At 73.1% G+C, this 23,686-nt stretch carries 5 protein-coding genes and 1 pseudogene; all 6 read right to left on the bottom strand.

What is annotated here, in order from left to right; translation table 11 throughout:
* Positions 1-6,732: SDR family NAD(P)-dependent oxidoreductase (locus tag ACWDEN_RS41720; RefSeq protein ID WP_450863162.1), on the bottom strand; the 6,732-nt coding region annotated here is incomplete at its 3' end.
* A 111-nt stretch (positions 6,733-6,843) separates the two neighbouring features.
* Positions 6,844-11,685, bottom strand: a pseudogene (locus ACWDEN_RS41715) (type I polyketide synthase); the annotation flags it as partial.
* Positions 11,686-11,688: 3 nt separating this feature from the next.
* Positions 11,689-18,762 (bottom strand): SDR family NAD(P)-dependent oxidoreductase, encoded by a 7,074-nt coding sequence (locus ACWDEN_RS41710; protein ID WP_450863160.1) that lies wholly within the window; start codon positions 18,760-18,762, stop codon positions 11,689-11,691.
* 151 nt (positions 18,763-18,913) lie between these two features.
* On the bottom strand, positions 18,914-20,326 hold the full coding sequence (locus tag ACWDEN_RS41705; protein WP_351613808.1) for an FAD-dependent oxidoreductase: 1,413 nt from the start codon (positions 20,324-20,326) through the stop codon (positions 18,914-18,916).
* The gene (locus ACWDEN_RS41700) at positions 20,323-21,528 is read right to left on the bottom strand and encodes a DUF993 family protein (RefSeq protein WP_450863158.1); all 1,206 of its coding nucleotides are present in this window, start codon (positions 21,526-21,528) and stop codon (positions 20,323-20,325) included. Before ACWDEN_RS41700 ends, ACWDEN_RS41705 begins: the two co-directional genes overlap by 4 nt.
* 247 nt (positions 21,529-21,775) lie before the next feature.
* Positions 21,776-23,389: an MFS transporter gene (locus ACWDEN_RS41695; protein WP_351613814.1), complete on the bottom strand. Its 1,614-nt coding sequence runs from the start codon at positions 23,387-23,389 to the stop codon at positions 21,776-21,778.
* Positions 23,390-23,686: the final 297 nt, after the last annotated feature.

Here is a 23,686-nt window from a genome sequence, read left to right as displayed (position 1 = left end):
ACGACCAGCACCCCGCACACCCCCCTGCACCACACCCGCAGCCGACCGGCCCTCCACGAACGCGCTCAGACCCGCCAGCAACTCCTCCCGGTCCGTGCCGATCACCGCGAGGCGGCGGTCCATGGCGGCGCGGTCGGTGACCAGGGAGTGGGCGATGTCCAGGGCGCGCAGGGCGGGGTCGTTCGTCAGGTGCGTGCGCAGGCGCTCGGCCTGTGCGCGCAGGGCCTCGTCCGTCTTCGCGGACAGCACCCACGGCACGACGGGGAGGTCGTGCCCGGCGGACGGCTGCTCGGCGACGGCGGGTTCCGGGGCCTGTTCGATGATGACGTGGGCGTTGGTGCCGCTGATGCCGAAGGAGGAGATGCCCGCACGGCGCGGACGCCCCGTCTCCGGCCACGGACGGGACTCGGTCAGCAGCCGGACGTTGCCCTCCGACCAGTCCACCTGGTGCGTGGGCTCATCGACGTGAAGGGTCTTGGGCAGCACACCGTGACGGATCGCCTCGACCATCTTGATGATGCCCGACACACCCGCCGCCGCCTGCGTGTGCCCCATGTTCGACTTGATCGACCCCAGCCACAACGGCTGATCCTCCGGACGATCCTTCCCGTACGTCGCCAGCAGCGCCTGCGCCTCGATCGGGTCACCCAGAGTGGTACCCGTACCGTGCGCCTCCACCGCGTCCACGTCGGTGGTGCTCAAGCCCGCCTGAGCCAGTGCCTGCCGGATGACCCGGCGCTGGGAGGGGCCGTTGGGGGCCGTGAGGCCGTTGCTGGCGCCGTCCTGGTTGAGGGCGGTGCCGCGGACCACGGCGAGGACGGGGTGGCCGTTGCGGCGGGCGTCGGACAGGCGCTCGACGAGCAGCATGCCCACACCCTCGCCCCACGCGGTGCCGTCCGTGGAGTCGGCGAACGACTTGCACCGGCCATCGGGAGCCAGCCCCCGCTGCCGGCTGAACTCCACGAACGCCTCCGGCGTCGCCATCACCGCCACACCACCGGCCAGCGCCAGCGAGCACTCCCCCGACCGCAACGCCTGCGCCGCGAGATGCAACGCCACCAACGACGACGAACAGGCCGTGTCGATGGTGACGGCCGGTCCCTCGAAACCGAAGACGTACGAGACGCGGCCGGAGGCGATGGCGCCGGTGCCGCTGTTGGCGGCGTAGTCGTGGTACATCATCCCGGCGAAGACACCGGTGGCCGAGCCCTTCAGCGTGGCCGGGTCGATGCCGGCCCGCTCGATCGCCTCCCAGGCGGTCTCCAGCAGCAGCCGCTGCTGCGGGTCCATGCCGAGGGCTTCGTTCGGGCTGATGCCGAAGAAGGCCGGGTCGAAGTCGGCGGCGTCGTGCAGGAAGCCGCCGTGCTTGACATAGCTGGTGTTGGGACGCTCCGAGGCGGGGTCGTACAGCTCGTCGATGTTCCAGCCGCGGTTGGTCGGGAACTCCGACACCGCGTCCACCCCGTCGGCTACCAGCCGCCACAGGTCCTCCGGCGTCTCCACCCCGCCCGGGTAACGGCAGCTCATCCCGACGATGACGATCGGGTCGTCGTCGGTGCCGACGGCGGCGGGAAGGGCGGCCGGGGCGTCCGCGTCCTGGCCGGACAGTTCCTCCAGGAGGTGGCGGGCCACGTCGGCGGGGCTCGGGTAGTCGAAGACGAGGGTGGCGGGCAGCCGCAGACCGGTGTCGTCGTTCAGGCCGTTGCGCAGTTCGACGGCGGCCAGGGAGTCGACGCCGAGTTCCCGGAAGGCCCGCTGGGGGTCGACGGCCCCGGCGTCGGGGAAGCCGAGGACGACGGCGGCCCGGCTGAGGACCAGTTCGAGCAGGACCGTCAGGCGCTCCTCCTCCGGCAGCGAGGCGAGCCGGTGCTTGAGGGTGCCGGCCTCGGTCCTGGGCGTTCCGGCGCTGCGGCGGCGCCGGGTTGCGCCGGGCACCAGCGCGCGGAGCAGCGCGGGGGTGTCCTCGCCCTGGGAACGCAGCGCCGCCAGGTCGAACTTGACGGGGACCAGGGTGGGTTCGGTGCTGCGCTGGGCGGCGTCGAAGAGTGCGAGCCCCTCCTCGGGGGCGAGGGGGTGGATGCCGCCCTGGGAGATGCGGCCGCGCTCCGTCTCGTCGAGGGTGTCGGCCATGCCTCCGGCCCACAGGCCCCAGGCGAGGGACTTGGCGGGCAGGCCGTTGGCCTTGCGGTGCGCGGCGAGGGCGTCCAGGAAGGCGTTCGCGGCGGCGTAGTTGCCCTGGCCGGGGGCGCCCAGGGTGCCGGAGCCGGAGGAGAAGAGCACGAACGCGGTGAGGTTCTTGTCCGCGGTCAGCTCGTGCAGGTTCAGGGCCGCGTCCACCTTCGGACGCAGCACCCTGTCCACCCGCTCCGGGGTGAGGGAGGCGATCACACCGTCGTCCAGGACACCGGCCACATGCACGACCCCCGACAGGTCGACCCCGCCGAGGAGGGCTGCCAGTGTCTCGCGGTCGGCCGCGTCACAGGCGGCGACGGTGACCTCGGCGCCCAGGCCGGTCAGCTCCTCGATCAACTCCCGTGCCCCGGGCGCCTGTTCACCCCGGCGGCTGGTCAGCAGCAGTCTGCGGACGCCGTACTCGGTGACCAGGTGCCGGGCGAAGAGACGGCCCAGGGTGCCGGTCGCACCGGTCACGAGGACCGTGCCCTCGGCGGAGAAGGCCGGGGACTCGTCCGGCGCGAGCGGTGTGCGGGCCAGCCGGGCGCCGTGGGCCGTGCCGCCGCGCACCACGACCTGCGGTTCGCCGGTCGCCAGCGCCAGCGCGACGGCCGCGTCCGTGTCGGTGTCCGTGTCGGTGTCCGTGTCGGTGTCGACCAGGACGAAACGGTCGGGGTCCTCGGCCTGCGCCGAGCGGACCAGGCCCCAGACGGCGGCACCGGCCAGGTCGGAGACGTCCTCACCCGGCAACGCGACCGCACCCCGCGTGAGGAACACCAGCCGGCCCTCGGCGGACTGCAGCCGGCCGAGCGCCTCGTGGACCGCGGAACGCACCGCCTGCGCGTCGGTCCCCGGAACACCGGTGACGACCGTGACGGGCTCCTGGCCGCCGGACGGGGCGGCCGGGAGCGGGATCCACTCGACGTGGTGGAGGGAGTCCTGGAAACCGGCCCGGGCGGCGGCCAGCTGCTCCTCGGTGATCTGTCGCAGCACCAGGGACTCGACGGTGGCCACCGGACGCCCCTCGACGTCGGCGAGGGCGAGGGAGACCCCCGAACCGGTCGGCGTCAGCCGCACACGTACGGCGGCGGCTCCCGCCGCGTGCAGGGTGATACCGGACCAGGCGAAGGGCAGGGCCGCCTGGCCGCCGGTCACACCGGTGAAGCTGACGGCGTGCAGGGCCGCGTCGAGCACGGCGGGGTGGAGGCCGAGCCGCTCGGCATCCCGGTGGCCGCTCTCGGGGAGGGCGACCTCCGCGTACACGGTGTCACCGTCGCGCCAGGCGGCCTTGAGGGACTGGAAGACCGGACCGTACTGGAGGCCGAGTCCGGCGAGGTCCGCGTAGAGGCCGGTCACGTCGACGGCCTCGGCGCCCGGCGGCGGCCACTGGGTCAGGTCGAAGCGGCCCTGGTCGGCGCCCGGTGCCAGCACACCGGCGGCGTGCCGGGTCCAGGCGGCGTCCGGGGCGGGGCGGGAGTGGACGGTCAGCGACCGGATACCGGAGGCGTCGGGGGCGCCCACGGCGACCTGCACCTGCACCGACCCGCGCTCGGGCAGCGCGAGGGGTGCCTCCAGCGTCAGCTCCTCCAGGACGTCACAGCCGACCTGGTCGCCGGCCCGGACGGCCAGTTCGACGAATCCGGTGCCGGGGAAGAGGACGGTGCCGCCCACCACGTGGTCGGCGAGCCACGGCTGGGCCGACGTGGAGAGCCGACCAGTGAGCACCACACCGTCGCTGTCGGCCAGCGTCACGGCGGCGCCGAGCAGCGGATGGTCGGCGGCGTCGAGTCCGGCGGAGGACACGTCACCGGCGCCGTTCTCCGGGGTGATCCAGTAGTGGCCGCGCTGGAAGGCGTACGTCGGCAGTTCGACCCGGCCGGCGCCGTGGCCGGCGAAGACGGCCGCCCAGTCCACGGTCACACCGCGCACGTGCAGGTGCGCCACGGCGGTGAGGACGGCGGTGGTCTCGGCGCGGTCCTTGCGCAGCGCGGCCGTCAGCACGGCCGTCTCCGACTCGACCGACTGCTGCGCCATGGCGGTCAGCACACCGTCCGGCCCCACCTCCAGGAAGCGGGTCACTCCCTCCGACTCCAGCACCTTCACCGCGTCCGCGAACCGGACCGCCTCACGGACATGGCGGACCCAGTACTCCGGGTCGGACAGCTCGTCGGTGACGAGGGCACCGGTCAGGGTCGACACGATCGGGACCGCAGGCGTGCCGTACTCCAACTCCGCTGCGATCGCCCGGAATTCGTCGAGCATCGGGTCCATCAGCGGGGAGTGGAAAGCGTGCGAGACCTTCAGACGGGTCGTCTTACGGCCCTCCGCCTCGAAGTGCGCCTTGATCCGCAGCGCCTCCGCCTCCACACCGGAAACCACCACCGCCTGCGGGCCGTTCACGGCCGCGATACCGACACCATCCACCAGCAGCGGACGGACCTCGTCCTCGGTGGCCTGGACGGCGACCATCGCGCCGCCCTCCGGCAGCGCCTGCATCAAACGGCCGCGAGCCACGACCAGCCTCGCCGCATCGGCGAGGGACAGCACCCCGGCCACATGCGCGGCGGCGAACTCACCGATCGAGTGACCGGCCAGATAGTCGGGCCTGATGCCCCACGACTCCACCAGCCGGAACAGCGCCACCTCGACCGCGAACAGGGCCGGCTGGGTGAACTCCGTACGGCTCAACCGCTCCGCGTCCTCACCCCACACGACCTCCTTGAGGGGCAGGTCGATCACATCCAGGACCGCGTCGAAGGCCTCGGCGAACACCGGGAAGGCCTCGTACAGCTCCCGGCCCATCCCGACCCGCTGCGCCCCCTGACCCGTGAACAGGAACGCCGTCAGGCCGTCGGCGATGGTGCCGTGCACGGTTTCGGGGCGGTTGTCGCCCTGGGCGAGGGCCGTGAGGGCGGTGACGGCCGAGGCGCGGTCGGCGGACAGGACGACCGCGCGGTGTTCCAGTGCGGTGCGGGCGGTGGCCAGGGAGTGGCTGAGGTCGAGGGGGCTGAGGTCGCCGCGCTCGGCGATATGGGCGCCGACCCGCTCGGCCTGTGCGCGCAGGGCGTCGGCGCTGCGGGCGGAGACCAGCCAGGGCAGGGGGGTGCCGGCCGGCCAGGGGGCGGGGGCGGCCTCTTGGGTGGCGTTGTCGTCGGTGTTGTTGGCCTCGGTGTTGTTGTCCTGGACGGGTGCGGGAGCCGGGGGTTCCTCCAGGATGAGGTGGGCGTTGGTGCCGCTCACGCCGAACGCGGAGACGGCGGCGCGACGCGGGTGCTCGCCGCGGGGCCAGTGGCGGGCCTCGGTCAGCAGCTTGACGTTGCCCGCGCTCCAGTCGACGTGGGTGGAGGGCCGGTCGATGTGCAGGGTCTGCGGCATGGTCTCGTGCCGCATGGCCATGACCATCTTGATGATGCCGCCGACACCGGCCGCGGCCTGCGCGTGCCCGATGTTCGACTTCAGCGAGCCCAGCCACAGCGGGCGCTCCTCGGGGCGGCCCTGACCGTAGGTGGCCAGCAGCGCCTGCGCCTCGATCGGGTCGCCCAGGGTGGTGCCGGTGCCGTGGCCCTCCACCAGGTCGAGCTGGGTGGCGGAGATCCCGGCGGCGCTGAGCGCCTCGCGGATGACGCGCTGCTGGGAGGGGCCGTTGGGGGCGGTGAGGCCGTTGCTGGCGCCGTCCTGGTTGATCGCGGAGCCCTTGACGACGGCGAGGACGGGGTGGCCGTGGGCGCGGGCGTCGGAGAGGCGTTCCAGGACGAGGATGCCGGCGCCCTCGGCCCAGCCGGTGCCGTCGGCGGCGTCCGCGTAGGCCTTGGGGCGGCCGTCGGCGGCGAGGCCGCCCTGCCGGGCCATGCCGATGAAGGGCCCGGGCGTCGACATCACCATGACGCCGCCGGCGAGCGCGAGGGTGCACTCGCGTTCGCGCAGCGCCTGGGCGGCGAGGTGGACGGCCACGAGCGAGGAGGAGCAGGCGGTGTCGACGGTGACCGCGGGGCCCTCGAGGCCGAGGGTGTAGGAGACGCGGCCGGCGATGACGGCGGCGACAGCCGCGGTGCCCATGAAGGGGCCGGCCGCCTCGGGGGCGGTGTTGAGCAGATCGCCGTAGTCCTGGAAGCCGGAGCCGGCGAAGACGGCCACCTGGCCGCCGCGCACCTTGTCGGCGGGGATGCCGGCCCGCTCCAGCGCCTCCCAGGACAGTTCGAGCATGAGCCGCTGCTGGGGGTCCATGGCGACGGCTTCGCGCGGCGAGATGCCGAAGAAGGCGGGGTCGAACTCGGCGGCGCCGTCGATGAATCCGCCGCGGCGCGCGAAGTCGAGGTCGTCGACGGAGTCCAGGTTCCAGCCGCGGTCGGCCGGGAAGGGGCCGACCGCGTCGACCCCGTCGGCCACCAGCCGCCACAGTTCCTCGGGGGAGGCGACCCCGCCCGGGTAGCGGCAGCTCATGCCGACGATTGCGATCGGGTCCTGTTCCCTGGCCTCGTACTCCTGGAGCCTGCGACGGGTCTGGGCCAGGTCGGCCGTGACCCGCTTGAGGTACTCGAGGAGCTTCTGATCGTCAGCCATCTGCCCGCCTCGCAACATCCTTTGGGGTACGCCTGATTCGGTGGTTCGGGTCATGCTCGGGTGGTGCCACTGGTGCCACTGGTGTCACTGGTGCCGGTGGAGCGGGGCTGCTCAGGCAAGGCCGAGCTCCTTGTCGATGAAGGAGAGGACGTCGTCGACGCTCGCGTCGTCGGCGAGCTGCCCCTCCGGGGAGGGCCCGGTGGTGCCGGTGCCGGCGAGCCGGGCCGTGAGGGTCTGCAGCCGGCCGGGGATGCGGTGGCGTTCGACGTCCTCGGGCGACAGGGCCGCCAGCGTCTCCTCCAGCCGGTCGAGTTCGGCGAGGACGGCCATGACGCCGCCGCCGTCGGTGTCCGGGCACAGTTCGCCGTGCAGGTGGGCGGCGAGCGCGGCCGGCGTGGCGTGGTCGAAGACCAGGGTGGCCGACAGCTTCAGGCCGGTCGCGGCGGACAGGGCCCGCTTGAGGTCCGTGGCGGCCACGGAGTCGAAGCCGTGGTCGGTGAAGGGCCGGGCCGGGTCCAGGTCCGCCGGGTCGTCGTAGCCGAGCAGCGCGGCCACGTGGGTGCGGACGAGGTCCAGGACGGCCCTGCCCTGCTGGGCCCGGGGCAGGTCCCCCAGCCGGGCGGCGAAGTCCGGCGCGTCCACGCCCGTGCCGCCGTCCCCGGCGGCCGCCGTCAGCGCGGCCCGGGCCTCGGGCAGCGCGCCGATCAGCGGGCGGGGGCGGGCCATGGTGTAGACGGGGGCGAAGCGCGCCCAGTCGATGTCGGCGACGACGAGGTGGGTCAGGTCGCGGTCGAGGATGCGGCCGAGGGCGGCGACGGCGAGGCCGGGGTTCATCGGCGGGGTGCCGATCCGGGCGAGGGCCGCACCGAGTTCGGCGTCGACCATGCCGCCGTCCCACGATCCCCAGGCGACGGAGGTCGCGGTGACACCGCGGGTCCGGCGGGCGCGGGCGAGCGCGTCCAGGGCGGCGTTGGCGCTGCCGTAGGCGGCCTGTCCGGTGCTGCCCCAGACCGCGGATCCGGAGGAGAACAGTACGAAGGCGTCCAGCGGGCGGTCGCCGAGCAGCTCGTCGAGGTGCCGGGCGCCGGCCACCTTGGCGTCGGCGACGGCCGCGAACTCCGCCAGGGTCAGGTCGGACAGCGGGGCGATGCGCTGCATGACGCCGGCCGCGTGCACGACCGCGGTCAGCGGCGACTCCTCGGGGACCGACTCCAGCAGGCGGCACACCGCCTCGCGGTCGGCGACGTCGCACGCCTCGACGGTGACCCGGGTTCCGCGTTCGGCCAGTTCGGCGACGAGCGCGGCGACGCCTTCCGCGTCCGGCCCCCGCCGGCTGGTCAGCAGCAGGTGTTCGGCGCCCCGGTCGGCGAGCAGCCGGGCGACGTGAGCGCCGAGGCCTCCGGTTCCCCCGGTGATCAGCGTGGTGCCGCGGGGCTTCCAGGAGCGGACCGGTGGCCGGCCGGCGAGTGCCGTACGGACCATGCGGCGGCCGAGCACCCGGTCGCCGCGCACGGCGAGCTGGTCCTCGTCGCCGGGTGCGGCGAGCACCTGGCACAGCAGTCGTACGGCGTCGGCGTCCACGGTGGCGGGCAGGTCGACCAGGCCTCCCCAGCGTTCGGGCAGGTCGAGGCCGAGGGCGGAACCGAGGCCCCATACCGCCGCCTGTGCGGGATCGGCCGTGCCGTTGCCGGGGCCGGCGGCGACCGCCTGGGCGGTGACGCACCACAGGGGGGCGCCGATCCCGGCGTCCTCCAGGGCCTGTACCAGGGTGACCGTGGAGGCGGTGCCGCGGGACACGGAACCGTGCCGGGGATGCGGGCGGTTGTCGAGGGCGAGCAGGGAGAGGGTTCCGGCGAGGTTGGTGTAGGCGCGCAGCTGCCCGGCGAGGGCCTCCCGGTTCTGCTCGCCGACCTCCAGCCGTACCGTCCACACGCCCTGCGCGGCCAGCCCCTCGCTGACGGCACGCACGCGCGGCTCGTCGGTGCAGCCCTCGGGTACGGCGAGCAGCCAGGTGCCGTCGGGGGTGGTGCGCTCGGCGGAGGGCAGGGTGGCGGGCTGCCAGTCGACGCGGTAGCACCAGGAGTCGGTGCGGGTCTCGTCGCGCTGCCGGTGACGCCAGTCCCGCAGGGCGGGCAGCACCTCGCCCAGCAGGGGTGCCGGTACGCCGATCCGGTCGGCCAGGGTGTCGGCGTCCGCCCGTTCCAGCGTGTTCCACGCGGCGGTGTCGACGGCGTCCGGGGTGACGAGCGCGGTGCTGACGGCCGTCTCCGGGTCGCGCCAGTACCAGCGGCGCTGGAAGGCGTAGGTGGGCAGGTCGACCAGCCGGGCTCCGCGTCCGGCGAAGAAGGCCCGCCAGTCGACGGTGACGCCCCGGCAGTGGGCCTGGGCGAGACCGGTGACCAGTTCGGTCTCCTCTTCACGCTCGCGGCGCAGCAGCCCGATGAAGGCGCCCTCGGCGGACTGCGGCCCCATCGCGGACAGGGCCGCGTCCGGACCGAGTTCGAGGTACGTGGTGACGCCCTTGTCGGCCAGCACCTTCACCGCGTCGGCGAAGCGGACGGCCTCGCGGACGTGGCGGACCCAGTACTCCGGGTCGGTCAGCTCGTCCGTCACCGGGGTGCCGGTGAGGGTGGAGACGACCGGGATGGTGGGGCTGCCGTACTCCAACTCCCTTGCGATCGCCCGGAATTCGTCGAGCATCGACTCCATCAGCGGGGAGTGGAAGGCGTGGGAGACCTTCAGGCGGGTGGTCTTACGGCCCTGCGCCTCGAAGTGCGCCTTGATCCGCAGCGCCTCCGCCTCCACACCGGAGACCACCACCGCCTGCGGGCCGTTCACGGCGGCGATGCCGATGCCGTCAGCGAGCAGGGGGCGTACTTCTTCTTCCGTCGCCTGGACGGCGACCATCGCGCCGCCCCCGGGGAGGGCCTGCATCAGCCGGCCGCGCGCGGTGATCAGCTTCGCGGCGTCGGCGAGGGACAGCACCCCGGCCACATGCGCGGCGGCGAACTCACCGATCGAATGCCCCGCCAGATAGTCGGGGGTGATGCCCCAGGACTCCAGCAGCCGGTACAGGGCGACTTCGAGGGCGAACAGGGCGGGCTGGGTGAACTCCGTACGGCTCAGCCGCTCGGTGTCCTCGCCCCAGACGACGTCCCTGAGGTTCGGGTCCAGCTCGGCCAGGACCGCGTCGAAGGCCTCGGCGAACACCGGGAAGGCGTCGTACAGCTCCCGGCCCATCCCGACCCGCTGCGCCCCCTGGCCCGTGAACAGGAACGCCGTCAGACCGTCGGGGACGACCGCGCCCTGGACGGCGCCGGGTGAGGGGCGGCCCTCGGCCAGGGCGGTCAGCCTGCGGAGCAGTTCGGTGCGGTCGGTGGCGATGACGGCGGCCCGGTCCTGCAGGGCCGTGCGCGCGGTGGCCAGGGAGTGGCCCAGGTCGAGCAGGGTGGGCGCGTCGTCGGCCTCGGCGCGGGTGAGCAGACGCCGGGCCTGGTCGCGCAGGGCGTCCGTGCCCTTCGCGGACAGCAGGACCGGGATCACCTTGGCGGTGCCGGTCGTCGGCCCGGCCGGCCCGGTCTCCTCCGGCTCGTCGGCGGTCGGGGCCTCCTCGATGATCACGTGGCCGTTGGTGCCGCTGAAGCCGAAGGAGGAGACGCCGGCCCGGCGCGGACGGCCGGGCTCGGCGGGCCACTGACGGGGCTCGGTGAGCAGCCGTACCGCTCCCTGCGTCCAGTCGACCTTGTTGCTCGGCTCGTCCACGTGCAGGGTGCGGGGCAGCACCCCGTGACGCATGGCTTCGACCATCTTGATGATCCCGCCGACACCGGCCGCGGCCTGCGCGTGCCCGATGTTCGACTTCAGCGAGCCCAGCCACAGCGGGCGCTCCTCGGGGCGGCCCTGACCGTAGGTGGCCAGCAGCGCCTGCGCCTCGATCGGGTCACCCAGCACCGTGCCGGTGCCGTGCGCCTCCACCGCGTCGACCTGGTCGGCGGTGAGCTGGGCGGAGGCCAGTGCCTCCTGGATGACCCGGCGCTGGGAGGGGCCGTTGGGGGCGGAGATCCCGTTGCTGGCACCGTCCTGGTTGACGGCGATGCCGCGGACCACGGCGAGGACGGGGTGACCGTTGGCGCGGGCGTCGGAGAGGCGCTCGACGAGCAGCATGCCCACGCCTTCACCCCAGCCGGTGCCGTCGGCGGCGTCGGCGAACGACTTGCAGCGGCCGTCGGGGGACAGACCCCGGTCCTGGCTGAAGCCGACGAAGGCGTGCGGGTGGGCCATGACGGTCGCGCCGCCCGCGAGGGCGAGGGAGCAGTCACCGGCGCGCAGCGCGCGGACCGCCAGGTGCAGGGCGACCAGGGAGGAGGAGCAGGCGGTGTCGACGGTGACCGCGGGGCCCTCGAGGCCGAGGGTGTAGGAGATGCGTCCGGAGGCGACGCTGGCCAGGCTGCCGGTGCCGCCTCCGACGAGGTAGTCGTGGTAGACCACGCCGACGTAGACGCCCGTCCTGGTCTCCTTGAGCGTGACCGGGTCGATGCCCGCCCGCTCCAGGGCCTCCCAGGCGGTTTCCAGCAGCAGCCGCTGCTGCGGGTCGGTCTCCTTGGCCTCCTTCGGGCCCATCTTGAAGAAGTCGGCGTCGAAGTACCCGGCGTCGTGGAGGAATCCGCCCTGGCGGCTGTAGGTCTTGCCGGGCTTGGCGGGCTCGGGGTCGTAGAGCGCCTCCGTGTCCCAGTCGCGGTTGTCCGGGAAGTAGGAGATGGCGTCGCGGCCGGAGTCCACCAGCTCCCACAGGTCCTCGGGCGTGCTGACGTCGCCCGGGTAGCGGCAGCTCATGGCCACGATGGCGATCGGCTCGTGGTCCTTGGACTCGGCCTCGCGCAGCCTGCGCCGGGTCTGCTGGAGATCGGACGTGGCGCGCCTGAGGTAGTCACGAAGTTTGTCGTCATTCCCCATCGCTCATGAACCAATCTCGAGGTTGTCCAGGGCCTGGAAGAGTTCGTCGTCCGAGGCCGTGGTGAAGTCGTCGTCCTGCTGTTCCTCGGCCGTCCTGCCGCGGGCGTCCCGCCAGGTACGGAGCAACGCCTCGAGCCGGGCGGTGATCCGGGCGGTGTCGCCGTTCAGCTCGGGGGCGGCGGACAGGGCCGCTTCGACACGGTCGAGTTCGGCGAGCAGCGGCTGGGCCGGTCCGGCCTCTCCCGCCGTCTCCTCCTGGAGCAGCAGCGCGGCCACGGCATGGGAGTTGGGGTGGTCGAAGGCCAGGGTGGCCGGCAGGTGGTAGCCCGTGAGGCGAGTGAGCCGCTTGCGCAGTTCGCCCGCCGCGACCGAGTCGAAGCCGAGTTCGGTGAAGGCCCGGTCGGGTTCGACGGCGTCGCCCGACTCGTGGCCGAGCACCGCGGCGACCTGGTCGCGCACCAGCGTCAGTACGGCCCGTTCCCGTTCGCCGTCGGGCAGGGCGAGGATCTCTCCCCAGCGCCCGGTGTCGGCGTCGTCGGGTTCTGCCGCGCCGACCGTGCCGCTGATGGCGACGACGCCTCCGGCGCCGGCCTCGGCGAGCCAGTAGGGGCGGCGCTGGAAGGCGTACGTCGGCAGCTCGACCCTGCCGGAGGGGTGCTCGGGGAAGTACGCCGTCCAGTCGACGGCGACACCGCGGCAGTGGGCCAGTGCGACCGCGGCCGTCAGCTCCCGCCGCTCCTCGCGGCCCCGGCGCAGCGCGGCCACGAACACGGCGTCGGCCTCGTCCGCGTCGGCCATGCAGTCGGGCCCGGTGGCGGTCAGGGCCGCGTCCGGTCCGATCTCCAGGAACGTGCCGACCCGCAGCGCCGCCAGCTGTTGCACCGCGTCGGCGAAGCGCACGGTGGCGCCGACGTGCCGGGCCCAGTACTCGGGGGTCCCGATCTCGTCCGCGTCGACGGTCGTGCCGGTGAGGGTGGAGACGATCGGGATGTTCGGGCTGCCGTACTCCAACTCCGCTGCGATCGCCCGGAATTCGTCGAGCATCGGGTCCATCAGCGGGGAGTGGAAGGCGTGCGAGACCTTCAGGCGGGTGGTCTTACGGCCCTCCGCCTCGAAGTGCGCCTTGATCCGCAGCGCTTCCGCCTCCACACCGGAAACCACCACGGCGCTCGGACCGTTGACGGCCGCGATACCGACACCATCCACCAGCAGCGGACGGACCTCGTCCTCGGTCGCCTGCAGGGCGACCATCGCGCCGCCTTCCGGCAGCGCCTGCATCAAACGGCCACGAGCCACGACCAGCCTCGCCGCATCCGCCAGCGACAGCACCCCGGCCACATGCGCGGCGGCGAACTCACCGATCGAGTGACCGGCCAGGTAGTCGGGCCTGATACCCCACGACTCCACCAGCCGGAACAGCGCCACCTCGACCGCGAACAGGGCCGGCTGGGTGAACTCCGTACGGCTCAACCGCTCCGCGTCCTCACCCCAGACGACCTCCTTGAGCGGCAGGTCGATCACATCCAGGACCGCGTCGAAGGCCTCGGCGAACACCGGGAAGGCGTCGTACAGCTCCCGGCCCATCCCGAGCCGCTGCGCCCCCTGACCCGTGAACAGGAAGGCCAGTTTGCGGCCGGAGGTGCGGGCGCGGTCGGTGACAGCGGTGGCGGGGAGGTCGCCCTCGGCGAGGGCGGTGAGGGTGCGCAGGGCTTGGTCGTGGTCTTCGGCGAGGACCGCGGCGCGGTGTTCGAAGGCGGTGCGTTCGACGGCGAGCGCACGGGCGATCTCCGGTGCACCGGCCCGCGGGCCGGTGCCGAGCCAGGCCGCGAGCTTGGCGGCCTGGGCGCGCAGGGCCTGCGGGGTGCGGCCGGACAGCAGCCAGGGCAGGACTCCGGAGGACGGCGCGTCAGCGTCCGTGGGCCGCTCGGACGGCTCGGTGGCCTCTTCGGTCTGTTCCACGATGACGTGGGCGTTGGTGCCGCTGATGCCGAAGGAGGAGACGGCGGCACGGCGGGGCGCGTCGCCGGCCGGCCAGTCGCGGGCCTCGGCGAGCAGCCGCAGGTTGCCGGCCGTCCAGTCGACCTTGGTGGAGGGGGTGTCGGCGTGCAGGGTCGGGGGCAGGACGCCGTGCCGGATGGCCTCGATCACCTTGATGACCCCGGCGACGCCGGCGGCGGCCTGGGTGTGCCCGATGTTCGACTTGATGGAGCCGAGCCAGACGGGTCGGTCGGCGGGGCGGTCCTGGCCGTAGGTGGCCAGCAGTGCCTGCGCCTCGATGGGGTCGCCGAGGGTGGTGCCGGTGCCGTGGGCCTCGACGAGGTCGACGTCGGCCGGGGTGAGGCCGGCGCTGGTGAGGGCCTGGCGGATGACGCGCTGCTGGGCGGGGCCGTTGGGGGCGGAGATGCCGTTGCTGGCGCCGTCCTGGTTGACGGCGGAACCGCGGACCACGGCGAGGACGGGGTGACCGTGGGCGCGGGCGTCGGACAGGCGCTCGACGAGGAGGAGGCCCACGCCCTCGGAGAACCCGGTGCCGTCTGCCTCCTCGGCGAAGGAGCGGCAGCGGCCGTCGGGGGACAGCCCCTGCTGGAGACCGAACTCGACGAGTACCTCGGTGGTGGCCATCACGGTCACACCGCCGGCCAGGGCGAGGTTGCACTCGCCCGAGCGCAGTGCCTGGATCGCGAGGTGCAGGGCGACCAGGGAGGAGGAGCAGGCGGTGTCGACGGTGACGGCCGGGCCTTCGAGTCCGTATGTGTAGGACAGGCGGCCGGAGTTGATGGAGCCGGTGGCCCGGGAGTTGGCGTAGTCGTGGTACATGGCGCCGGTGTAGACGCCGGTGCGGCTGCCGCGGAGGGTGGCGGGGTCGATGCCGGCCCGCTCGAGGACCTCCCAGGAGGTCTCCAGCAGCAGCCGCTGCTGCGGGTCCATGCCGAGCGCTTCGTTCGGGGAGATGCCGAAGAACTCCGCGTCGAACTCGGCGGCGTCGTGCAGGAAGCCGCCGGAGCGGGTGTAGGTGCGGCCGGGGGTGCCGGGCTCGGGGTGGTAGACGCCCTCGATGTCCCAGCCCCGGTCGGTGGGGAAGGGGGAGACGGCCTCGGTGCCTTCGGCGACGAGCCGCCACAGGTCCTCGGGGGTCTGCACGTCGCCGGGGAAGCGGCAGGCCATGGCGACCACGGCGATCGGTTCGTCGGCCGCGCCGGTGGTGGCGACGGGCGCGGGCGTCTGGGCCGTGGCACCGCCGAGCGCGGTCTCCTTGAGGAACCGGGCGGCGGCGCGGGCGCTGGGGTGGTCGAAGACCAGGGTGGCGGGCAGGCGCAGGCCGGTGACGGCGGTGAGCCGGTTGCGCAGTTCGACGGCGGTCAGGGAGTCGAAGCCGAGTTCCTTGAAGGCCCGGTCGGGTTCGACGGCGTCGGCGGAGTCGTGGCCGAGGACGCCGGCGACGTGGGTGCGGACCAGGTCGAGCAGGAGTGTGTCGCGCTCGGGTTCCGGCAGCCGGGCCAGTTGGTCGGCCAGCGAGGAGGCGTCCGTGCCGCCAGTGCGGGCGGTCTTGCGGGCCGGGACGCGCACCAGGTCGCCGAGGATGCTGTGCAGGTGGCCGGCGCCGGCCTGGGCGCGCAGGGCGGCCAGGTCGAGGCGGAGCAGCAGCAGGAGCGGCTCGGCGGCGGTGAGCGCCTGGTCGAACAGGGCGAGGCCCTCGGCCGTGGTCATGGCGGGGAAGCCCTGGCGGCGGAGGCGTTCGGTGTCGGCCTCGTCGAGGTTCCCGGTCATGCCGGTGGCCTCCGCCCACAGGCCCCAGGCCATGGAGGTGGCGGGGAGTCCGGCCGCGCGGCGGTGGGCGGCGAGGGCGTCGAGGAAGACGTTGGCGGTGGCGTAGTTGGCCTGGCCGGCGGCGCCCAGGGTGCCGGCGGCGGAGGAGAACAGCGCGAAGAGGGCGAGGTCGTGGCCGGCGGTGAGTTCGTGCAGGTGCCAGGCGGCGTCGGCCTTGGGGGCGAGGACGGTGTCGAGGCGCTCGGGGGTGAGAGCGGTGACAGTGCCGTCGTCGAGGACGCCCGCCGCGTGGACGACGGCGGTCAGGGGGTGTGCTTCGGGGATGGTGCCGAGCAGGTCGGCCAGGGCGCTGCGGTCGGAGACGTCACAGGCGGCGAGGGTGACCTCGGCTCCCGACTCGGCGAGTTCCGCCCGGAGTTCGGCGGCGCCGGGGGCGTCCGCGCCGCGGCGGCTGGTCAGCAGCAGGTGCCGTACGCCGTGGGTGGTGACGAGGTGGCGGGCGACGAGGGCGCCCAGGCCGCTGGTGCCGCCGGTGATCAGCACGGTGCCCTCGGGGTCGAGGGCGGCCGGGTCGGTGGGGGCGGCGGGTTCGGTGGTGCGGGCCAGCCGGGGGGCGAACAGGGTGCCGTCGCGCAGGGCCAGCTCGGGTTCGCCGGTGGCCAGGGCGCCGGGGAGGGCGGCACGGGAGGCTGGGGTGCCGTCGAGGTCGGCCAGGGTGATCAGGCCGGGGTTCTCGGCCTGGGCGGCGCGCAGCAGGCCCCAGGCGGGGGCGAGGGCGAGGGAGGGTGCCGGGTCTCCGGGGAGGGCGACGGCGCCGTGGGTGACGACGACGAGGTGGGCGTCGGCGTAGCGCTCCTCGCCGAGCCAGGTCTGTACGAGGTCCAGGGCGCGGTGGGCGGTGGTGTGTACGACGTCGGGGGTGCCGTCATCGGCGGGGGCGCCGAAGTCGACGACCACCGTGGCCGGGACGGGCTGGTCGGTGTCGAGCTGGTCCAGGCCGGAGACGTGGACGGGCTCCGGCTGGTCGGTGCCGTCCAGGGGGAGGGGCGTCCAGTTGAGGCGGTAGGGCAGTTCGCGGCGCCCGCCGGCGGCCTCGAGCTGTCCGGCGGAGACGGCGCGAGCCACGATGGACTCGACGCTGACGACGGGGCTGCCGCTGGTGTCGGCGGCCTCGAGCAGGGTGTTGCCCTGTGCGTCGGTGACGAGCCGCACGCGCAGCGCGGTGGCGCCGACGGCGTGCAGCCGGACTCCGGTCCAGGCGAACGGCAGGACCGTTTCGCCGTCGTCCTGTCCCTGCCTGCCGACGAGTTCGGTGTGCAGGGCGGCGTCCAGCAGCGCCGGGTGCAGGCCGAAGGCCTGGGCGTCGGCGTGTGCCTGCTCGGGCAGGGTGACCTCGGCGAACAGCTCTTCGCCGCGCCGCCAGGCCGCGGTCAGGCCCTGGAACACGGGCCCGTAGGCGTAGCCGCGGCCGAAGAGCCGCTCGTAGGCGCCGTCCAGGCCGATGGGTTCGGCACCGGCGGGCGGCCACTGGGTGAGGTCGAAGCCGGCGTCGGAGGTCTGTGCGGTCAGCACACCGGAGGCGTGCCGGATCCAGGGCTGGTCCTCGCCGTCGGCGCGGGAGTGGATGCCGACGGTGCGGGCGCCGGAGTCGTCGGGGGCGCCGAGCAGCACCTGCAGGGCCACTCCGCCGCGCTCGGGCAGGACGAGCGGTGCGTGCAGGGTGAGTTCGTCCAGCGTGCCGCAGCCGGCCTGGTCACCGGCCCGGACGGCCAGTTCCACGAAGGCGGTGCCGGGCAGCAGGACGGCGCCGAGGGCCTCGTGGTCGGCGAGCCAGGGGTGGGTGCTCAGCGACAGGCGGCCGGTGAAGACGTGACCGCCGGACTCGGCGGTCTCCACGGCGGCGGCCAGCAGCGGGTGTTCGACGACGGCCTGGCCGATGCCGGCGACCTCGTCGCCCGGGGTCGGGACGTTCAGCCAGTAGCGCTTGCGCTGGAAGGCGTAGCTCGGCAGGTCCGTCGTACGGGCGTCGGTGCCGTCGAAGAAGGCGGCCCAGTCCACCGGGGCGCCGCGCACCCAGGTCTCGGCGAGCGAGGTGGCGAACCGGAGCAGGCCGCCCTCGTTCCGGCGCAGGGAGCCGACCACGCCGGCCTGTTTGCCGGCGGCGTCGACGGATTCCTGGACGCCGTTCTTGAGGATGTGGTGGGCCGTGGGCTCCACGAAGAGGGTGAAGCCGTCGCGCAGCAGGGCCCGGGTGGCCTCGTCGAAGCGGACGGTCCGGCGCAGGTTGGTGTACCAGTAGTCGCCGTCCAGCTGGGCGGTGTCGAGGATGTCGCCGGTGACGGTGGAGTAGAACGGCAGCCGGACCGAGCGCGGGGACACGGGCGCGAGGACCTCGCCGAGCCGGTCCTGGATCTCCTCCACGAAGTGCGAGTGGGAGGCGTAGTCCACGGGGATGCGGCGGACCCGCACGCCCTGCTCGGTGAGCTCGGCGAACAGTTCGTCGAGGGCACCGGTCTCGCCGCAGACCACGGCGGTGGAGGTGCCGTTGACGGCGGCCAACTGGAGGCGGCCGTCCCAGCGGGCCAGGCGCGGGGAGATGTCGGCGGCGGGCAGCGGCACGGACATCATGCCGCCCTTGCCGGCGAGGCGCTCCTTGATGACCTGGCTGCGCAGGGCGACGACGCGGGCGCCGTCCTGCAGGGAGAGCGCGCCGGCGACGGTGGCCGCGGCGATCTCGCCCTGGGAGTGCCCGACGACCGCGGAGGGCTCGACGCCGTAGGAGCGCCACAGCGCGGCCAGCGACACCATGACGGCCCACAGCACCGGCTGGACGACGTCCACCGGTTCCAGGGTGGGCTGTCCTTCCGTGCCGCGCAGCACGCCGATCAGGTCCCAGTCGACGAACTCGGCCAGGGCCTGGGCGCAGGCGGTCATCTGGGCGGCGAACACCGGGGACTGGTCGAGGAGTTCGACGGCCATGCCGTCCCACTGCGAGCCCTGTCCGGGGAAGACGAAGACGGTGCGCGGCTCACCGCCGCCGGCGGCGCCGGAGACGACCGAGGCTCCGGTGCCGCTGTTCGCGAAGGAGGCGAGGGAGTCGAGCAGGGTGTCGCGGTCGGTGCCGAGCACCACTGCCCGGTGCCCGAGCCTGGCCCGGGTCGTGGCGAGCGACAGACCGATGTCGACCGGGCGCTCCGCGGGCCGGTCCGTCACGTGTTTCCACAGCTTCTCGGCCTGGGCCCGCAACGCCTGTGCGCTCTTTCCCGAGATCAGCCACGGCACTGCCGGAGGCATTTCCTCACCGCTCACCCAGGACACCCCTTGAATTGGTAAAAGAACATCACGCGTGTCGTCGTGCAGAAGGACTCTGATACAAATCCTGAGCAGGGCGCACCGGGACGCCAACCCCTTACTTGGCCCGGCAGCCCCTACAAATTCCGGCTGCCGGTCCGTTCGTTCCTCATGCCGCCTGCGGCTTTTCCTCTCCGGCGACTGTCGGGGCGAGCAGCTGCCCGAATTCGGGGTACTGCGCGATCGCCTGGTCGCGGGTCAGAGAGGGCTCGCGGGGCCCGCGGAACACGGTGAGCAGCGCGGGCAGCGTCATCATGCTGCTCGGCGGTGCCTCCAGCGCGGCCACCTTGAACGAGGCGTCGGCCAGGGCGGCGTTCTCGGTGGTCATGCGGGCGTAGCGGGCGGTGAAGCGGCGCAGCATCTCGGGAGCCCGCCTGAGGGTGGACTCGGCGTCCGGGAACCACTGGTCGGTGCCGGTCGCCATCTGCCAGGGGCCGAGGGACACCTGGGCGATCGCCTTCTGGGCCCGCCTGCCGAGACCCGGCGTGAAACCGGTGCGCCGCACCTCGCCGCGCAGGGCGACCGCGCCGAGCGCGGCGATCGACATGCCGGTCGCGTAGTTGGGGTTGAGAATGGTGGCGGCGTCGCCGATGACGGCGAAGCCCTCGGGCAGGGGCAGCTTCTCGTAGTAGCGGCGCCAGTTGGGCAGGCCCCGATAGGCCTGGATGCGGCCCGCCGGGGTGGCGGCGGCGAGGAGGTCGGCGACGACCGGATCGCGCAGGGAGCGCGCGAACTGGGTGAAGCCCTGCTCGTCGGTGGGTGGTTGGCCGCCGCGGGTGCCGATGAGAGCGACGATCCAGCGGTTGCCCTCGTTGGGCAGCAGGGCGGCCCCGCGGCCCGGCCGGCCGGTGTCGTTCTGCGCCTGGATCAACACCCCGGGGAAGTTCTCCGGGGTGCCCGGCGGCGCCTCGTACAGTCGGCTGGCGTAGGCGAATCCGGCGTCGACCCGGTCCTCCGGGACCGCGGGCAGTCCAAGTGCGGCCAGCCAGTCGGCGGCCTTGGAACGGCGTCCGGTGGCGTCCACGACGAAGTCGGCGGCGAGGGTCTCCTCCGCCGCCCCGTCCCGTTCCAGGCGGACGCCGGTGATCCGGGCGGCGGACCCGGCCAGGCCCGTCACCTTGGCCCCCTCGACCAGCCTGATCCGCGGGTTGCTCAGCACCCGCTCGCGCAGGGTGTGGTCGAGCAACGCCCGGCTGCACAACAGCACATGGGCGTCACCCGAGCGGTGCCGCCGGTACCAGCCCTCGGCGGAGAGGGTCAGCAGGTCGGCCGGCATGCCACGGCGCTTGGCCCCGGCCGCGTAGAGGGCGTCGGACAATCCGGGCACCAGGGTGTCGGCGGCCCGCACCCCACCGCTCATGAACATGTGGTTGTGGTAGCCCTGCGGCAGCCCTTTGCGCAGGTCGGGACGTTCGGGGAAACGGTCGCTCTCGACGATGGTGACGTCGTCGGCGTGGTCGGCCAGCGCCGCGGCGGAGAGCATTCCCGCCATGCCACCGCCGAGCACCACTGCGCGGGTCATCGCCTGCTGCCTTTCTGCGGTATCCCGGACATGTCGAGGAACGCGGTGATCCGGTGGGCGGCGAGTTCCGGGTCGGGGAACAGGCCCAGCTGGTCCGCCAGCCGGTAGGCCGTGGCCAGGTGCGGCACGGAGCGCGCCCCGTGCTCGGCCCACACCATCCGGAAGTGGTCCGTGCGGCCGGCCAGCCAGCCGAGGAACACCAGCCCCGTCTTGAAGAACAGCGTGCTGCGGCCCGGCCCCTGGAAGAGGTGCTGGGACAACTCGTGGGCCTGGCCGAGCTGCTTGCGGAAGGCTTCGGTGTCCCCGCCGTCCAGAGCACGGAACGCCTCGGCGGCCAGCGGGGCGATCGGGGTGAACACGGGTGACAGGGCGTCGCTGAAGCCCTGCTCGTCGCCGGCGATCAGGTCTGCGTAGGTGTCGTAGTCACCGGTGTAGAAGCGGATGCCCTCCGGCAGCCTGCGCCGCAGTGCGATCTCGGCGTCCGCGCTGAGCGGCGCGACCTTGACGCCGTCGACCTTGCCGGCGTTGTCGGCGAGGACGGCGAGGAACGCGTCGGTGGCGGCGGCCGGGTCCTGGTGCCCCCAGTAGCCGGCGTGCCCGGGCACCCACTCGGGCAGCAGCCAGTGCACGACGGCCGGGACCGCGCAGCGGTCCAGCAGGCGGGCGTACACCTCGGCGTACTCCTCGGGGCTGTGTACGGCACCCGCCAGCGCTGCGCTGGCCTGGATGATCGGCTGGGCGCCGGCTTCGTTCACGACGTCCAGCTGCTCCTCGTAGGCGGCGACGACGGCCTCCCGCGAGTGCGGTGTGAACGGGTCGAGCTGGTCGGTCCACACCCCGGCGGCCACCCGGCCCCCGGCCGCGGCGGCGGCGGCCCCGGTACGCCGGATCAGTTCGGCGGCGGTCGCCCAGTCGAGGCCGGCGCCCCGGTGGGCGGTGTCAAGGGCCTCGGCGACGGTGAAGCCGTGCGCCCACAGCTCCTGGCGTACGGCGAGGGTGGCCTCCCAGTCGAGGGCCTGCGGCGGCGGCGGACCGAGGGGGGGACCGAAGGGTTCGTTCGGGGCGAGCGGGTCGCCCAGCACCGGAGCGGCTGCCAGTACGGAGCGGCTGCGGAACGGCGTGTTGTCAGCGGTGAATCCGCGCGGCTCGCGGTTCGGCTGATAGGGCGTCAGTGACCCGTTTTCCTCGGGGAGTTCAATCACGGCGTCAGCTCCGGGATAGGTTGAATTCCCTGAAATGCTAATCGTCGGGGGGGCTTTGCAGGCCACCCCCTAGCGACCCCTAACCGACCTGCCTCGACAATGCAATTCGACCCCCGGCCCGCTAAGCGGAACGGGGGTCGATTCAATAACTGCTCAGCTGGATTCCGGAGCGGTTTCCCGTGGCCGGCGCGGCGACGCCGCCCGGCCACCGGCCGTCCTTCGTCGGAGCGGAGCGCGGATCAGCAGGTCACTCCGCGGTGCGGAACACGGCGGCCTCGGGCTGCGGCACGTACGACTCCCGGGGAGCCGGGGCGCTCTGCGCGACTTCGCCGGTTTCGCCGCCGTTCTGGCCGGGCGGGATGTGCCGCAACCGCAGGGCGGCGAGCAGGGCGGCGGCCAGCGCGACACCGAGGCCGGTGAGGGCCGTGACGTGCATGGCGCTGACGAAGGCGTGGTGCGCGGTGTCCAGCACGGTGGCCGCCTGCGACTTGGGCAGGTTGACGGCCGTCTGGGCCGCGCCGCCGAGGGTCTGCCTCGCCTGCCCGATCGCGGACGCGGGCACCCCGGAGCCGATGTGGTTGTCGAAGTGGTGCCGGTAGACGCTCGCGCCGATGGTGCCGAGGACCGCGATGCCCAGGGCGCCCCCCAGTTCCTGGTGGGTCTGGGTGAGCGCGGAGACCGAGCCGGCCTGCTCCGGCGGTGCTGCGGCGACGACCAGGTCGGTGACCATGGTGAGCACGATCGCCGAGCCCACGCCGATGCCCACGACTCCGTAGACCAGCAGGGTCATGTTGCGGTCGACGCCGATCTGGCTCATGGCCGCGAAACCGGTGGCGCCGAAGACGAAGGCGGTGGCGATGATGTACGCGGGCCGCACCTTGCGTGCGAAGACCACCGCGAACGGGACAAGCAGGAACGTGAGGGCGGGTGAGGCCATCGTCCACAGCGCGGACTCCAGCGGGCGCATCCCGAGCACGCTCATGAGGTACTGGGTGGTGAAGATGCCGTAGCCGATCAGGCAGAAGAAGGCGATCAGGCTGAGGGAGATCGCCGGCGCGAACCCTCGGCGGCGGTAGAGCCTGAGGTCGACCATCGGCGCCTCGAGCCGCGACTGGCGGAACAGGAACAGCGCACCGATCACGAGACCGGCGGCGATGCTGGCCAGCGGCAGCCGGTCGAATCCGTCGATGGCCCCCTTCTTCAGGCCCCAGATCACGGAGAGCACTGCGGCGAGGGAGAGCAGCGAGCTGAAGGCATCGAACTTCTTCGCGGCGGGGTTGCGGAACTCCGGAACCAGCAGCGGGGCCGCGATCAGCAGGAGCACCAAAACCGGGACGTTGATCAGGAAGATGGAACCCCACCAGAAGCTGTTGAGCAGGCTGCCGCTGATGACGGGTCCGATGGCGGCGCCGGCGGACAGCCCGATCGACCAGACGGCGATGGCGCTGCTGCGCTGCTTGGGGTCACGGAACATGTTGGTGACCAGCGCCAGCGTGGAGGGCATCAGGGTGGCTCCACCGAGACCCTGCAGGGCCCGGGCGGTGATGAGCATCTCGGCGCTGTTGGAGAACGCGGCGGCCACCGAGGCGACGCCGAAGACCGTGGCGCCGATCAGCAGCAGCCTGCGGCGGCCGATGAAGTCGCCGATGCTGCCCATCGTGATGAGCATGCCGGCGAGGATGAAGCCGTAGATGTCGACCATCCACAGCTGCTGGCTACTGGTGGTCTTCAGCTCGGCGGCGATCGACGGCACTCCGAAGTACAGCACCGTGATGTCCATCGAGACCAGAAGGAGTGGGAGGGTGAGGACGGCGAGTGCGATCCACTCCTTGCGTCCTGCCCTTGTTTCTGTGGGGGTCATAACTGCGTCCTTTGTCGCCGTAATTTCGGCTGTCACGGTGTCATACCGACCGGTCGCTGCGACCCCTGCTCGTTCCGCCGCCGTACGAGCCCGCCTGAAATGCGCGCGGACCCATCGGCGTGCAAGAGCCCCAGTCCAGGTTCCATTTAAGCGAGCTCGCGGCGACCGTCGCCACGGGCTGAACCCCCTAACCGCTCCAGAACCACCCCTATCAAATACCCCTATTTCTCAGGCGTTTTTCGAGTTGCGCTCGAGCGGTTCTCCAGCGCTTCTCCACTTTGGTTCCGGCCGGTGCGC

It is taken from the genome of Streptomyces sp. NPDC001153, assembly GCF_053598315.1.
Note: the sequence above shows the minus strand (reverse complement) of the source record. Positions and strands in the feature narration are given on the sequence as shown.

What these genes read in the sequence shown, in the direction of transcription:
- ACWDEN_RS41705 (WP_351613808.1), bottom strand. Translation starts at nt 20,326, where the DNA reads ATGACCCGCGCAGTGGTGCTCGGCGGTGGCATGGCGGGAATGCTCTCC.
- ACWDEN_RS41695 (WP_351613814.1), bottom strand. Translation starts at nt 23,389, where the DNA reads ATGACCCCCACAGAAACAAGGGCAGGACGCAAGGAGTGGATCGCACTC.